15 protein-coding genes are annotated in these 14322 nt (G+C 66.8%); 10 read left to right on the forward strand and 5 right to left on the reverse strand.

Translation table 11 applies throughout. From position 1 onward, the window contains the following. Nucleotides 1-16: 16 nt before the first annotated feature. From ACE3RQ_RS00525 to ACE3RQ_RS00540, 4 genes are read right to left on the reverse strand one after another with little or no spacing between them, the layout of a single operon-like run. On the reverse strand, nt 17-1270 hold the full coding sequence (locus ACE3RQ_RS00525) for a M20/M25/M40 family metallo-hydrolase (protein ID WP_374518840.1): 1254 nt from the start codon (nt 1268-1270) through the stop codon (nt 17-19). Between the two features lie 3 nt (nt 1271-1273). After that, nucleotides 1274-3064 (reverse strand): 2-oxo-4-hydroxy-4-carboxy-5-ureidoimidazoline decarboxylase, encoded by a 1791-nt coding sequence (gene uraD, locus ACE3RQ_RS00530; protein WP_374518842.1) that lies wholly within the window; start codon nt 3062-3064, stop codon nt 1274-1276. A 14-nt stretch (nt 3065-3078) separates the two neighbouring features. After that, entirely contained in the window at nt 3079-4026 is a 948-nt protein-coding gene (puuE, locus tag ACE3RQ_RS00535; protein ID WP_374518844.1) for an allantoinase PuuE, read from the reverse strand. Beyond that, nucleotides 4023-4688: a GntR family transcriptional regulator gene (locus ACE3RQ_RS00540; protein ID WP_374518846.1), complete on the reverse strand. Its 666-nt coding sequence runs from the start codon at nt 4686-4688 to the stop codon at nt 4023-4025. Before ACE3RQ_RS00540 ends, puuE begins: the two co-directional genes overlap by 4 nt. A gap of 75 nt (nt 4689-4763) precedes the next feature. Here ACE3RQ_RS00540 and uraH point away from each other — a divergent pair, with 75 nt between their 5' ends. Then, nucleotides 4764-5117, forward strand: a complete 354-nt coding sequence (uraH, locus tag ACE3RQ_RS00545; RefSeq protein ID WP_374518848.1) for a hydroxyisourate hydrolase — start codon at nt 4764-4766, stop codon at nt 5115-5117. A 70-nt stretch (nt 5118-5187) separates the two neighbouring features. Here uraH and ACE3RQ_RS00550 read toward each other — a convergent pair whose 3' ends face one another. Then, the gene (locus ACE3RQ_RS00550) at nt 5188-5724 is read right to left on the reverse strand and encodes a hypothetical protein (RefSeq protein WP_374518850.1); all 537 of its coding nucleotides are present in this window, start codon (nt 5722-5724) and stop codon (nt 5188-5190) included. 153 nt (nt 5725-5877) lie between these two features. Between ACE3RQ_RS00550 and xdhC the strand changes: the two genes are divergently transcribed. The 9 genes from xdhC to ACE3RQ_RS00595 all read left to right on the forward strand — a co-directional run bounded on the left by xdhC (nt 5878) and on the right by ACE3RQ_RS00595 (nt 14306). Then, the gene (xdhC, locus tag ACE3RQ_RS00555) at nt 5878-6699 is read left to right on the forward strand and encodes a xanthine dehydrogenase accessory protein XdhC (protein WP_374518851.1); all 822 of its coding nucleotides are present in this window, start codon (nt 5878-5880) and stop codon (nt 6697-6699) included. A gap of 149 nt (nt 6700-6848) precedes the next feature. Then, on the forward strand, nt 6849-8045 hold the full coding sequence (locus ACE3RQ_RS00560) for a urate hydroxylase PuuD (RefSeq protein WP_374518853.1): 1197 nt from the start codon (nt 6849-6851) through the stop codon (nt 8043-8045). Between the two features lie 89 nt (nt 8046-8134). Continuing rightward, nucleotides 8135-9241 carry an S-(hydroxymethyl)glutathione dehydrogenase/class III alcohol dehydrogenase gene (locus ACE3RQ_RS00565; protein WP_374518855.1) on the forward strand — a complete coding sequence of 369 codons (1107 nt, stop codon included), beginning with the start codon at nt 8135-8137 and terminating at the stop codon, nt 9239-9241. Next, the gene (gene fghA, locus ACE3RQ_RS00570) at nt 9241-10086 is read left to right on the forward strand and encodes an S-formylglutathione hydrolase (protein ID WP_374518857.1); all 846 of its coding nucleotides are present in this window, start codon (nt 9241-9243) and stop codon (nt 10084-10086) included. Before ACE3RQ_RS00565 ends, fghA begins: the two co-directional genes overlap by 1 nt. A 436-nt stretch (nt 10087-10522) precedes the next feature. Continuing rightward, on the forward strand, nt 10523-11311 hold the full coding sequence (locus ACE3RQ_RS00575) for a PEP-CTERM sorting domain-containing protein (protein ID WP_374518859.1): 789 nt from the start codon (nt 10523-10525) through the stop codon (nt 11309-11311). A 266-nt stretch (nt 11312-11577) separates the two neighbouring features. Beyond that, nucleotides 11578-12165: a PEP-CTERM sorting domain-containing protein gene (locus tag ACE3RQ_RS00580; protein ID WP_374518861.1), complete on the forward strand. Its 588-nt coding sequence runs from the start codon at nt 11578-11580 to the stop codon at nt 12163-12165. Nucleotides 12166-12257: 92 nt separating this feature from the next. Further along, entirely contained in the window at nt 12258-12929 is a 672-nt protein-coding gene (locus tag ACE3RQ_RS00585; RefSeq protein ID WP_374518863.1) for an HAD family hydrolase, read from the forward strand. A gap of 6 nt (nt 12930-12935) precedes the next feature. After that, entirely contained in the window at nt 12936-13310 is a 375-nt protein-coding gene (locus ACE3RQ_RS00590; RefSeq protein ID WP_374518864.1) for a Rieske (2Fe-2S) protein, read from the forward strand. 12 nt (nt 13311-13322) lie between these two features. Beyond that, nucleotides 13323-14306, forward strand: a complete 984-nt coding sequence (locus ACE3RQ_RS00595) for a S49 family peptidase (RefSeq protein WP_374518866.1) — start codon at nt 13323-13325, stop codon at nt 14304-14306. Nucleotides 14307-14322 lie beyond the last annotated feature (16 nt).

Genomic DNA, 14322 nt, shown 5'->3' on the forward strand with positions numbered 1-14322 from the left:
TTCCCCCGCGGGGCTGTCAGTCGCTAGGGTGAAGAAGGTCTAGCAGGGCGCGGGCGATCACGCGCGTGGCACCGCGCAGATCGCTCAGGCGCACGTGCTCGTCGGCCCGCTTGGCGTTGGACTCGCGCACCGTGTGCGGCCCGGCACCGTAGATCACGCCAGGGATGCCGCGCTCGACGTACAGGCGCACATCTGTGTAGAGCGGCGTGCCCACGGCGGGCACGTCTTCGTTGAACACGGCGCTGGCGTGGCGCTGCAGCGCGGCCACCAGCGGCCGGTTGCCGGGCAGGGGCTGCATGGCGCGGGCCAGCAGCAGGCGGCGCACGCTCACCTGCAGCTCGCGGCCGCCGCGCGGTGGCTGGAAGCTCGCGGCGGCCTGTTCGATGGTGCGGCGCAGCGCGGCTTCCACCTCGACCGGGTCTTCTTCGGGAATCAGGCGACGGTCGAGCTTGAGCACCACCTTGCCGGGGATGACGTTGGTGTTGGTGCCGCCGCTGATCAGGCCCACATTCAGGTAGGGGTGGGTGATGCCTTCCACGCCAGAGCGCACCTGCAGGTAGTCGCGGTTGAGCGCGTACAGGGCGTTGAGGATGTGGGTGGCGCCTTGCAGGGCGTCGGTGCCGGTGTCGGGGATGGCGGCGTGCGCCATCTCGCCTTGCACCGTCACCTCCAGCTGCAGGCAGCCGTTGTGGGCCACCACCACCTGGTGGCTGAAACCGGCGGCGATCATCAGGTCAGGCTTCGTCAGGCCCTGGCTCAGCAGCCAGCCTGGGCCGAGTTCACCGCCGAATTCTTCGTCGTAGGTGAAGTGCAGCTCCACCGCGCCGTGCAGCGGCACGCCCAGCGCCTGCAGCGCGCGCAGGGCGAAGGTGAAGCTGGCGAAATCGCTCTTGCTCACGGCGCTGGCGCGGCCGTAGAGCGCGCCATCGGCGATCTCGCCGCCGTAGGGGTCGTGCGTCCAGCCCTCGCCCGGGGGCACCACGTCGCCATGCGCGTTCAGGGCGATGGTGGGGCCGTCGCCAAAGCGCTGGCGCACGATGAGGTTGGTGACGCTTTGCAGCCCGGCCGCGCGCACCTGCGCCTCGGGCACAGGGTGCTTCTCGGCCACCAGGCCCATGCCCGCCAGCAACTCGGCGGTGCGCTCGGCGTGCGGCGCGTTGTTGCCCGGCGGTGTGTCGGTGGGCACCTGCACCAGGGCTTGCAGAAAACGCACCTCGTCGTCGAAGTGGGCGTCGATCCAGGTGTCGAGCTGGTGGTGAAGGGGGCTCATGGCTCAGGCCTTGTGTTCGTGGGCAAGTTGGTCGAGCAGGTGGGCGAAGGCGCGCACGCTCAGGTCGATGTCGTGGCCGGTGCTCGATTCCAGCGGGTTGTGGCTGATGCCGCCGTTGAGGCCGCGCACGAAGAGCATGGCCTGCGGCATCACCTCGTGCAGCTTCATGGCGTCGTGCCCGGCGCCGCTGGGCAGGCGGTGCACCGGCAGGCCCAGCGCCTGCACCGCGCGCTCCCAGCGCGCCTGCCAGGCGGGGTGGCTGGGGGCGGCACTGGCGCGCATGGTTTCTTCCAGCGTGTGGCGCACACCGCGGCGCTCGCAGATGGCTTGCAGCTCGGCCAGCGCGTCGCGGGCCAAGGCGTCGCGCTGGGCGTCGCTGGGGGCGCGCAGATCGAGCGAGAAGCGGCAGCGCCCGGGCACCACGTTGATCGAGCCGTTGGGCACCTCCAGTTGGCCCACGGTGGCCACCGAGTCGCCGTCCAGCCGGGCGCGGCGCTCCAGCGCCAGCATGAACTCGGCCAGGGCGGCGGCGGCGTCGCGGCGCTGGTTCATGGGCGTGGTGCCGGCGTGGCTGGCCATGCCCACCACCTCGCCCAGGTAGCGCACGCTGGCGTTGATGGAGGTGACCACGCCCAGCGGCAGGTTCAGCGCGTTGAGCACCGGCCCTTGTTCGATGTGCACCTCCACGAAGCCGAGGTACTGCGCCGGGTCGCGCCGCAAGGCCTGAATGGCCGACAGCTCGCCCGGCAGGTCGGCCGCGCGCATGGCCTCGCGCATGCTCACGCCTTGCGCGTCCCGCTGGTCCAGCCAGGCCGGGTCAAAGTGGCCGGTGAGGGCGCTGGAGCCCAGGAAGGTGGCCTTGTAGCGCTGGCCTTCTTCTTCGGCGAAGGCCACCACCTCGATGCCGAAAGGCAGGCGCCGGCCGGCTTCGTGAAGCTGCTGCACGCAGGCGATGGGCACGAAGATGCCCAGGCGGCCATCGTATTTGCCGCCGTTGCGCACGGTGTCGTAGTGCGAGCCGGTGAGGAGGTAGCGATGCTTGCTGGATGCTTGCGCCGGGTGGTAACGCCCCACCACATTGCCCACCGCGTCGATGCCCACCTCGTCAAAGCCGCTGGCTTTCATGCGCTGCACCAGCTCGGCCGCACAGGCGCGGTGCGCGTCGGTGAGGTAGGTCACGGTGAGTTGGCCGCGCTCCAGGTAGCCAGGCTCGCTGTGGCGGGCCAGGTCTTCGTGCCAGTCCCACACGCGGTCGCCCCACTCGGGCGGCTCGCCGAACTTGTCGGCCAGGCGGATTTCGGCGATGCGGTGGATGTTTCGCAGCGCCTCGGCGCGCTCCACGTCCACCGGGTGGTGTAGGCGGCGCTCAAGGGTGGCGATGATCTCCTGCTTGTTCAGGCCCGTGCCTCGTGGCCCGCGCACCGCCAGGATGAAGGGAAAACCGAAGCGGGCGTTGTAGTCGCGGTTGAGCTGCTGGAGGCGCTCGAACTCCTCAGGTGTGCAGTGCGTGAGCCCGGCACGGGTCTGCTCGTTGGTGGACTCGGCTGTGAGCGACTTGGCCACCATGGCCTTGCCCGCCAGCTCGGGGTGGGCGCGGATGAGCGCGAGCTGCTGCTCCAGCGTGGCGGCCTCCAGCACCTGCACCAGTGCCCACTTCAGCGCGGCCAGGCTGGCAAAAGGGCGCTGCGCCAGCGCGGCCTCGGCGATCCAGGGCGAGTGCTCGTACAGGCCGTCCAGCCAGGCCAGTGCCACGTCGGTGGGGGCGGAGTTGAGTTGGTCGAGGGTGAGCGTCATGCCAATGCCCCTTGTCAGGCCACCAGGGGGTGGGTCTGGCGCCAGTGGCGCGCGATGTCCAGGCGCCGTGCCACCCACACCTGGTCGTGCGACTGGATGTGGTCCAGAAAGCGCTGCAGCGCGGTGATGCGCCCGGGGCGGCCGAGCAGGCGGCAGTGCATGCCGATGCTCATCATCTTGGGCCGGTTCAGCCCGGCCGGGTCGCCCTCGGCGTAGAGCGCATCGAAGGTGTCCTTCATGTACTGGAAGAATGGGTCGGCGTGCGAGTAGCCCTGCGGCAGCGCGAAGCGCATGTCGTTGCAGTCAAGGGTGTAGGGCACGATGAGCTGGTGCGTGTCGCTGCCGTCGCTCTTGCGCACCTTCATCCAGAAGGGCAGGTCGTCGCCGTAGTAATCGCTGTCGTACTCGAAGCCGCCAAAGTCGGCCACCAGGCGGCGGGTGTTGGGGCTGTCGCGCCCGGTGTACCAGCCCAGCGGGCGCTCGCCAGTGAGGTCGGTGATGAGCTGCATGGCCTGCGCCATGTGCGCGCGCTCGGTGGCCTCGTCAATGTGCTGGTAGTGAATCCATTTCCAGCCGTGGCAGGCGATGTCGTGGCCCAGCTCGCGAAACGCCGCGGTCACTTCGGGGTGGCGCTGCAGGGCGGTGGCCACGCCAAACACGGTGAGCGGCAGGCCACGGCACTCGAACTCGCGCAGCAGGCGCCACACGCCGGCGCGCGAGCCGTACTCGTAAATGCCTTCCATGCTCATGTGGCGCTCGGGGTAGGCCGCCGGGTTGAACATCTCCGACAGAAACTGCTCGCTGGCGGCGTCGCCGTGCAGCACCGAGTTCTCGCCGCCTTCTTCGTAGTTCAGCACGAACTGCACCGCGATGCGCGCACCGCCCGGCCAGCGGGCATGGGGCACGTCGCGGCCGTAGCCGATGAGGTCACGCGGGTAAGGGGCGGTGCTGTCGTAGGTCATGACAAGGCCATGGAGAGGTCGTTGAGGGGGCGCACGCGGTCAAAGGCGAGGCCGTCCTCCACGTGTTGCAAGTGTTGTTCCATGAGCGACACCGCCAGCGCCTCATCGCGCGCGGCCAGGGCCTTGACGATGGCCACGTGTTCCTCGCTGGAGTGTTCGGCGGCCTGGTTGCTCTGGTACATCAGGGTGATGAGCGCGCAGCGCGAGATCAGGTCGCGCAGCATCTCGGCCAGCACGTGGTTGCCCATGAGTTCGGCCATCAGCACGTGAAAGTCGGCCAGCAACTCGGTGCGCCCCGGCACGTCTAGCTGGCTCACCGCCTTCTTTTCGCGGGCCAGGTGTTCACGCAGGGCCTTGAGCTGGGCGGGCGTGACCTGGCGAATGAAGGCGCGGGTCATCTCGGCCTCCAGCATGCGGCGCACCGCAAACACCTGGCGGGCTTCTTCCACCGAAGGCGAGGCCACAAACGCACCACGCTGGGGCTCCATGCGGATGAGCCGGTGCCGCGACAACTGGAACAGCGCCTGGCGCACCAGGGTGCGCGACACGCCGAAGTGATCGGCCAGTTTCTGCTCGGCCAACTTCGTGCCGGGCCGCAGGCGGTGCTCGACGATGGCGCGCGTCAGGGCCTCGACGATGTGGTGGGTGCTGGACGATTCCATGGCCGGATGATATCGGCAATCGCCATAAACTGTATACACTTTCGGTCGACGAAACACCAGACCAAGGAGCACCTCATGGGCTTGAGCACACACGTCCTGGACACCATGCACGGCTGCCCCGCCGCCGGCATGCAAGTGGCGCTGTACCGCACCACCGGTGGCGAGGCCACCCTTCTCAAGCGCTTCACGCTCAACGCCGACGGGCGCAACCCCGATGGTCCGTTGCTGGACAACGCCACCGTGCAGGTGGGCACCTACCGCCTGGTGTTCGACGTTAAGGGTTACTTTGACGCGCGCGGCGTGGCGCTGCCCGAGCCGCGCTTTCTCGATCAGGTCACGCTGGACTTCGGCATCGCCCACACCGACCAGCACTACCACGTGCCCTTGCTCGTGAGCCCCTGGAGCCACTCGACCTACCGGGGCAGCTGAGCGCCGCGCTGGCGGCAACAGGCAAAAAAATACCCGCCATCGGCGGGTATCTCTTGGCGGCCTGCAGCGCTTACTTGCGGCGCTGGCCTTCGGTGAGGGTGTCGAGCTGGAAGTTGCCGCTCTTGTCCCACAGCCACACATCGGTGTAGGTGACGCGGCCCATGCGCACCGGGGCAGGGAAGGGCGCGGCGGCGCGCACGGTGCGTTCAATCTCTCGCATCACCTCAGGCACGTGGCTGGGGGCGCGCATCCAGTTCAGCTGGCTCACATTGCCCATCCGGTCCACTTCCACTTGCAGCACGCCCACGGCGTGCATCAGCGGCGGTAGCTGGCCTTTGTAGATGCGGTTGGCGTTGCGTTCGTAGATGTGGCGCGCACCGTCTTTTCGGTATTCCAGCGGCGAGGCGGCTTGCGACACCAGAGAGGGCTGCGGCTCTTGCGCTGCCGGGGCTGGCGCTGGCGGCGGTGCCACCACCACGGGGGCCGGCGGCTGCGGGGCGGGTGGGGTGGCGCAGGCCGCCAGGAAAGCGGCGGTGGCGGCGCCCATCCAGCCCAGCGCGCGGCTCACGGTTGAGTCGGGGCGAGACGTTGCGATGTGTTGGGTCATGGTGCTGGCCTCAAGGTTGGGCATGGCCCGTATACGGGCACCAGCATGGAGTGTATGGCGGTTTCCGGCGCCCAGGCGTCGGTGGCGACCCCATACTCGCCAGGCGGACAGCCCTTTTACCGATGCACACAACTTCTGCTGCGAAGACGCCACATGCCCCTGCCTGAGCACGCCTTTCTTGACCGCCTGGCCCATGAGCCCGCCGTGCTGGTCTCGGTGGCGGCCAGCCGGGGCTCGGTGCCTCGCGAGGTGGGGGCGTGGATGGGGGTGTTCGCCAGCGGGCTGGTGGGCACCATCGGCGGCGGCCACCTGGAGTGGGACGCCGAGCGGCGCGCCCGCGAGGCCCTGGCGCGGCCACCGGCCGGTGCCTGGGAGGAAGCCGTGGCCCTGGGTCCCAGCCTGGGGCAGTGCTGCGGCGGTACCGTGCGCCTGCGTTTTGAGTGCGTGTCCGCGGCCGACGCCCCGGCCCTGGCCGAGCGCCTGCGACAGCCCTTGCAGCCCCTGGCCTTGTTCGGTGGCGGGCACGTGGGCCGCGCCTTGGTGCAGGCCTTGTCGCCTTTGCCCTATGCGGTGCGCTGGGTCGACAGCCGAGACGAGGTGTTTCCCGACGCGCTCGCGCCCACCGTGCACACCGAACACTCCGACCCGGTGCAGGCCGCGGTGCGGGAACTCGCGGCTGGCTCGCACGTGCTCATCATGAGTTTTTCGCACGCGGAAGACCTGGACATCGTGGCCGCCTGCCTGGCCCGAGTGCGCCAGCAAGACGACCTGGGCTTCATTGGGCTGATTGGCAGCCGCACCAAATGGGCCACCTTCGGCCGCCGCCTGCGCGAGCGCGGCTTTTCCGAGGCAGAGTGTCAGCGCGTGACCTGCCCCATCGGCCTGCCCGGCATCACCGGCAAGGCGCCCGCGGTGATCGCGGCGTCGGTGGTGGCGCAGTTGTTGCTTCGCGACTCGGCCACTTCGCCCCCTTGATGGTGGGCAAAACGTGTATACACTTTGAGGCCTTGGTCGCAGCGGAGCCGGTGCCTTTTCAGGCATTCAGTTCGCGGCCCTCGGACGGTTCAGAGCGCCCGCGGTGGTGAATCGTCAACCCTGGCGGCTGGTCCGCCACATGAGGTGCCATGGAAACCTACCTGCTCGATTGGGCCAATCTGTTGCTGCGCTGGCTGCACGTCATCGTTGCCATCGCCTGGATTGGCTCCTCCTTCTATTTCGTCTTTCTCGACAGCAGCCTCACGCCGCCGCAAGACGAGCAATTGCGGCGTGAAGGCGTCAGCGGCGAGCTGTGGGCCGTGCACGGCGGGGGCTTCTACCACCCGGTGAAGTACGCGGTGGCGCCGCCCAAGCTGCCCGATCACCTGCACTGGTTCTACTGGGAGAGCTACACCACCTGGCTCTCGGGCTTTGCGCTGTTTCTGGTGTCTTACCTCTGGAGCCCCTCGGTCTACCTGATCGACCCCAAGGTGATGGCCTGGAGCCCGCCGGCGGCCATTGCCACCGCGCTGGGCTTTCTGGTGGTGTTCTGGCTTTTGTACGACCTGATCTGCCGCACCTTGGGCCAGACCCGCAACGGCGACGCCAAGGTGGGCGCCCTGGTGGCGGTGCTGGTGGCCCTGGCCGCCTGGCTGGCCACTGAGTTGTTCGCCGGCCGCGCCGCCTTTCTGCTGGTGGGCGCCATGCTGGCCACCGCCATGAGCGCCAACGTGTTCGTGTGGATCATCCCGGGCCAGCGCAAGGTGGTGGCGGCACTGCGCCAAGGCCAGCCAGTGGACCCGGTGCATGGCCAGCGCGGCAAGCAGCGCAGCGTGCACAACACCTACTTCACGCTGCCGGTGCTGTTCGCCATGCTCAGCAACCACTACAGCTTCACCTACGGACACGAGCACAACGGCCTGGTGCTGATCGGCATGATGGCCGCGGGCGCGGCCATTCGCCAGTTCTTCGTGCTGCGCCACGGCTTCAAGCTCGGGCGCAACCGCCACCCCTGGCCTTATGCCGCCGTGGGCGTGGCCCTGTTGCTGGCGCTCATCGCCTGGCTCAAGCCGGCCCCGGCCCCGGTGGTGGCGGTGCCCGAGACCGTGGGCTTTGCCCAGGTGCAGCCGGTGCTGGCCCAGCGCTGCGTGATGTGCCACGGCGAGGCTTTGCAGAGCAAGGGCGTGCGCCTGGATTCGCCAGCCGAGGTGCAGCGCCACGCCCAGGCGGTGTACCAGCAGGTGGTGGTCACCCGCCTCATGCCCATGAACAACGCCACCGGCATCACCGAGGAAGAGCGTGCCCTGTTGGGTGCCTGGTTCAAAGGGGGCGCGCGCATCGACTGACACCTTGCGTGCGATGTTCTAGGGTGCGATGAAAGGGCACCCGATCGCGGTTACCCTCGGCGGCTGTTGCCAACCCAAGGAAGACTCGCATGAAGACGCAAGCCGCCGTGGCCTGGAAGGCCGGCCAACCCCTGACCATCGAAACCGTTGACCTGCAAGGGCCGAAGTTCGGTGAGGTGCTGGTGGAGATCAAGGCCACCGGCATCTGCCACACCGACTACTACACCCTCTCGGGCGCCGACCCCGAAGGCATCTTCCCGGCCATCCTGGGCCACGAAGGTGCCGGCGTCGTGGTGGACGTGGGCCCGGGCGTGACCACGCTGAAAAAAGGCGATCACGTCATTCCCTTGTACACACCCGAATGCCGCCAGTGCAAGTTCTGCCTGAGCCGCAAGACCAACCTGTGCCAGCTCATTCGTGGCACGCAGGGCAAGGGCCTCATGCCCGACGCCACCAGCCGCTTCAGCATCGACGGCCAGCCCATCTTCCACTACATGGGCACCAGCACTTTCGCCAACCACACCGTGGTGCCCGAGATCGCCTTGGCCAAGATCCGCGAAGACGCGCCCTTCGACAAGGTCTGCTACATCGGCTGCGGCGTCACCACCGGCATCGGCGCGGTGATCTTCACCGCCAAGGTGGAGGCGGGGGCCAATGTGGTGGTGTTCGGCCTGGGCGGCATTGGCCTGAACGTGATTCAGGGCGCCAAGATGGTGGGGGCCGACAAGATCATCGGCATTGACCTCAACCCCGAGCGCGAGGCCATGGCCCGCAAGTTCGGCATGACCCACTTCATCAACCCCAAGGACGTGGACAACGTGGTCGACGCCATCGTGCAGCTCACCGACGGCGGGGCCGACTACTCCTTCGAGTGCATCGGCAACACCCAGGTCATGCGCCAGGCACTGGAGTGCACCCACAAGGGCTGGGGCCGCAGCATCATCATTGGCGTGGCCGAGGCCGGTGCCGAGATCAGCACCCGCCCGTTCCAGCTCGTCACTGGCCGCAAGTGGGAAGGCTCGGCCTTCGGTGGTGCCCGTGGCCGCACCGACGTGCCCAAGATCGTTGACTGGTACATGGACGGCAAAATCAACATCGACGACCTCATCACCCACAAGCTGCCGCTGTCGCGCATCAACGAAGGCTTTGACCTGATGAAGCGCGGCGAGTCCATCCGCACGGTGGTGGAGTACTGATGTCCCAGCCGTTCGAGACCCTGTCTGAGCACCGCTGTTTCGGGGGGGTGCAGGGCTTTTACCGCCATGCCTCCAACGAGATCGGCCTGCCGATGCGGTTTGGCGTGTTCCTGCCGCCCCAGGCCGAGAATGGCCCGGTGCCGGTGCTCTTCTACCTGGCCGGCCTGACCTGCACCGAAGAAACCTTCGCCATCAAGGCGGGGGCGCAGCGCGTGGCCGCCGAGCTGGGCCTGGCCATCGTCACGCCCGACACCAGCCCGCGCGACACCGGCATCGACGGCGCCAGCGCCGCCTGGGACTTTGGCCACGGCGCCGGCTTCTACCTGGACGCCACCCAGGCCCCCTGGAGCCGGCACTTCCGCATGGAGAGTTGGGTGACCCGCGAACTGCGCGAGCTGGTGCTGTCGCATTTCCCGATCGACCCGGCGCGCGTGGGCATCTTTGGCCATTCCATGGGCGGCCATGGCGCCCTGACGCTGGCCCTGCGTCACCCCGATCTGTACCGCAGCGTGTCGGCCTTCGCGCCCATCGCCGCGCCCACGCAGTGCCCCTGGGGCGAAAAGGCGTTTGGCGGCTACCTGGGCGACGACCGCCTGGTCTGGGCGGGGCACGACGCCACCGAACTCATCAAGAGCGGTCATCGCGTGCCACCCCTGCTCATCGACCAGGGCGTGGCCGACCAGTTCCTGGCCGGCCAGCTGCACCCCCACCTGCTGGAGCAGGCCTGCGAAGCGGGCGGCCAGCCGCTTACCCTGCGGCGCCATGCCGGCTACGACCACGGCTATTACTTCATCGCCAGCTTCGTGGAAGACCACTTGCGGCACCACGCCGCGCAACTGGGCTGAGACGCAAAGCCCCGCTGGCCGCTGCCGTGGCCGGTGGGCTCTGCGCCACGCAGTGGCTGGCGGCCCGGCACGAGGGCAGCTGGCACGGCCCTTGTCGGAATTTTTGACAGCCTTTGTCGGTGCGATGCCATGGCACGCAAGTCCCCCTCCAGGGGGACGACAAGCCCTTCCCCCGAAACCCCTTGGCCCCTTGCCTGGGTGTGCCTCAGGCGGGAGGTGTCACCTTTTTTGACAAGGTGGCGGCGACCTGCATTGCCGGCGCACCGAGCGGATGGTGGAACCGCTTGAAATTCATGACTTTTTTCACGCTGGCACGGCGTATGCACTGTTTGGCACGCAGGCCGTCGCTTGATCAACTTGTGTCTGAAATGAAGGGTTTGTAACGGCGGCTTGTTCCAGCTTTCACAAACCTATTCATTTCGATCAGGAGATAGTGATGAACACAGGACAACGCATCAAGCACTTAGGAGGGGGCTTGCTGTTGGCCACGGCGATGGCCTTCAGTGCCCCAGCGCAAGCCGAACTCGTGACGCAGTTGATTCACTTCGACGACGCCACCAACGGTTGGAAGTGGTACAGCGACGTGGACAGGAATTTCCTGTTTGACCCCACCAACCTTCAATCCTCGACGCTGTGTGCCGACTCGACGAGTGGCGGCAACGGCAGTTGCGTGATCGAAGGCACCCAAGGCGTGCTGCCGCTCATGACCCGTCCCCAGTTCGGCACCACCCTTCAGGGCTCGGCCAGTTCGGACCCAGACGCTTCCGGGCAACTGCTGTCGTTCACTTTGGACGCCTTCTATTTCCTCCTCACGGGTAGGGGAGAGGGGTCAGAGAACGCGATCACGGTAACGGGCAGCAACGGCAAGACCTTTACCTTTGCGCTGGGCGACAACTACGATGGGGCGGCAATGCCAGACGTCACCTTTTACGAGGGGGTCAACGCGGGGGACCTGGCCGGGGACCTGCTGAAGAACATTGGTTACATCGCCACCTTCGGCGATTTGTTCAGCGATGTCTCTTGGATCCAGTTCTCTGCGCCCTCCACCGCGCAGGTGAGACTTGACTGCGTTGTGGCCACTTTTGATGGCTCAACGACGCAACCCCAGTCCTCTTACAGCGGTGGCTGTGGCGCCAGCCAGGTGCCGGAACCTGCCAGCCTGGCGTTGCTGGGCGCGGGCTTGATCGGGTTGCTCGCTTTCACGCGCCGCAGGCCGTTGGCCTGACATGTTGAGTGCGTGGTCAGGGGCGACGCTGAGGCTGTCGTCGTTCCTCGGCTTCGCCTGGCAACAGAAGGTCGCCCGGCCTAAAGCCTGGCGGCCTTTTTCATGAGGTGTGCCGGATGGTGACAAAGGACTGTCGAAAAACCTGACAGGAGATGGATCTGAGTTAGCTAGACCATTGATTTGTATAGGGAAAAATGTGTGGCATGACTCGTGCTTGTTGCGTGACACCGTTCGAAACATTTCCTTATCTGCCACGAGGAGCCACCATGAAATTAATGCGCATCGTCAAAACCGGCCTGATCGCTGCGGTGTTTTCCCTGGGTCTGTCCGCCCAAGCCGCCGAGGTGTCGTGCGGCAACTCAACCCTTGGCATTCGCGTCGTGGACATCGATCCTGCCCTGGTCGACGGCTACTGCTACGCCCAGAACGGCAACCTGCAAAACGCGGACATCGCCGCCCTCGGTTTGTCGCTGATCGAGAAAGACGTGTATTCGGAGGGCGGTACGTCCGGCACCACTGGCGAGCTCAAGTTCACGCGCGATGGCAAGGAATACGGCACTTGGTCCTTCTCTCAGAGCCTCTGGGAAACCTGGGATCGTCTTTTCCTGGGTTTCCACTTCGGTGGCGGTGGTGATGAAAGCAACAGCAACCCCGACTCCTTCATTGTGGAACTGGCCGATCCGGATGCCGCCGGTCGCTGGGAACTCACCGGCGTGGACGCCAAGCTCAATGGCCTGTCCAACATTTACCTGATCGGCAAGGGCAACGGCGGTCAAGTGCCCGAGCCCGGCGTGCTCACCCTGCTGGCCGCCGGCCTGATCGCTGCCGGCGTGGCCCGCCGCCGCCGCGCCTGATCCCGCGCATCGGCTACTTAAGGCCCGCTTCGGCGGGCCTTTTTCATGGGGCTTGAAGACAACTTTTGGGGCTTGCCCATAATCCACGCACGATGACTCACTCCCCTCGCGCCCGCCAATACGACCTCATTGCCTTCGACTGGGATGGCACCCTGTTCGACTCCACCGCCATCATCGCCCGCAGCATTCAGCGCGCCGTGGCCGACGTGGGCGGCACGCCGCCCAGCGACACCGCCGCCACCTATGTGATCGGCATGGGCCTGATGCAGGCCCTGGCACACGCCGCGCCCGACGTGCCGCCCGAGCTCTACCCCCGCCTGGGCGAGCGCTACCGCCACCACTACCTGGCCCAGCAGCACGACTTGAGCCTGTTTGCCGGCGTGTTACCCCTGCTGGCCGACCTCAAGGCCCGCCACCACTGGTTGGCGGTGGCCACTGGCAAGAGCCGCCGCGGGCTGGACGAAGCCTTGCACGCGGTCGAATTGCGTGGCGTGTTCGACGGCTCTCGCACCGCGGACGAAACCGCTGGCAAACCCAGCCCTTTGATGTTGCACGAGCTCATGCGCGAATTCGGCGTGGACCCCGAGCGCACGCTCATGATCGGCGACACCACGCACGACCTGCAGATGGCGGTGAATGCAGGCTGCCACAGCGTGGGCGTGAGCTACGGTGCGCACGAGCCCGACGCTTTCGCCGTGCTGTCGCCCCGCTTCGTGGCGCACTCCGTAGGCGAGTTGCACGACTGGCTTCTCGCCCACGCCTGACCGACCATGTCGCCAGCCGACGACCTGATTCCCTTGTGCCAGTCGGGCGACTTGCAAGACGGTGGCCGCGCGGTGTCGTTTGACGTGAACTACGCCGGCCAGACCTGCCGGGCCTTCGCCATCCGCTACGAGGGGCAGGCACACGCCTACCTGAACCGATGCACCCACGTGGCCATGGAACTCGACTGGCAGCCCGACCGGTTCTTTGACGACTCAGGCCGTTGGCTGCTGTGCGCCACCCACGGCGCCGCCTACGAGCCCGACACTGGCGCCTGCCGTGGCGGGCCTTGTCGCGGCGGGTTGTTCAAGATTGAACTGGTCGAGCACGATGGCGTGGTGCACTGGCGGTCACAATACCACCTCAAACCCCTTGATTTCTGAGCCCTTTCAGCCATGACCGACGAACCCTCCGGCCCCAGCGCGCCCCTTGCGCAGACGCCCTCGGCCACGCCCCAGTGGGAGCGCGAGACGATTGAGAAGCTGCTGTTCGCCACGCTGCGCGAGCAACAGGCGGCGCGCCGTTGGCGCCTGTTCAGCCGCTTGCTGTGGATTGCCTTGTTCGCCGCAGTGGTTTGGTTGATCTATGTGGGCGAGGCGACCACCACCACGACCAGCTCACCCCACACGGCGGTGATCGACATCAAGGGCGAGATCGCTGACGGTGCCGAGGCCAGTGCCGAGTACGTGGTGGGCTCGCTCAAGACAGCGTTTGAAGACAGCGGTGCTCAGGCCGTGGTGCTGTTGATCAACTCGCCGGGCGGCAGCCCGGTGCAGGCCGGCATCATCAACGACGAGATCCACCGCCTCAAGGCCCTGCACGACAAGAAGGTGTACGCCGTGGTGGAGGAAACCTGTGCGTCCGCCGCCTACTACATCGCCTCGGCGGCCGACGAAATTTACGTGGACAAGGCCAGCATGGTGGGCAGCATTGGCGTGCTCATGGATGGCTTCGGCTTCACGGGTCTGATGGAGAAGCTCGGCATCGAGCGCCGCTTGCTCACCGCTGGCGCCAACAAGGGCATGCTCGACCCCTTCAGCCCGCAGGACGAAACGCAGCGCGCCTACATCCAGACCATGCTCAGCGAAATCCACGCGCAGTTCATTGCGGTGGTGAAGAAGGGCCGTGGCGAGCGCCTGAAGGAAACGCCTGACACCTTCAGCGGTCTGGTCTGGAACGGCCAGCAGGCGGTGCAACTGGGCTTGGCCGATGGCCTGGGCAACCTCGATTTCGTGGCCCGCGAAGTGGTGAAAGCCGAAGACATCGTGGACTACACCCACCGCGAAAACGTGGGGCTTCGCCTGGCCAAGCGCTTTGGCGCCAGCATCGGTGAAGGCATGTTCCACGCCGCGCGCGCCGCTGGGGTGCAACTGCGCTGAGGCCGTGCCGTGCGGC

Source organism: Hydrogenophaga sp., assembly GCF_041913525.1.
GTDB lineage: Bacteria > Pseudomonadota > Gammaproteobacteria > Burkholderiales > Burkholderiaceae_C > Hydrogenophaga.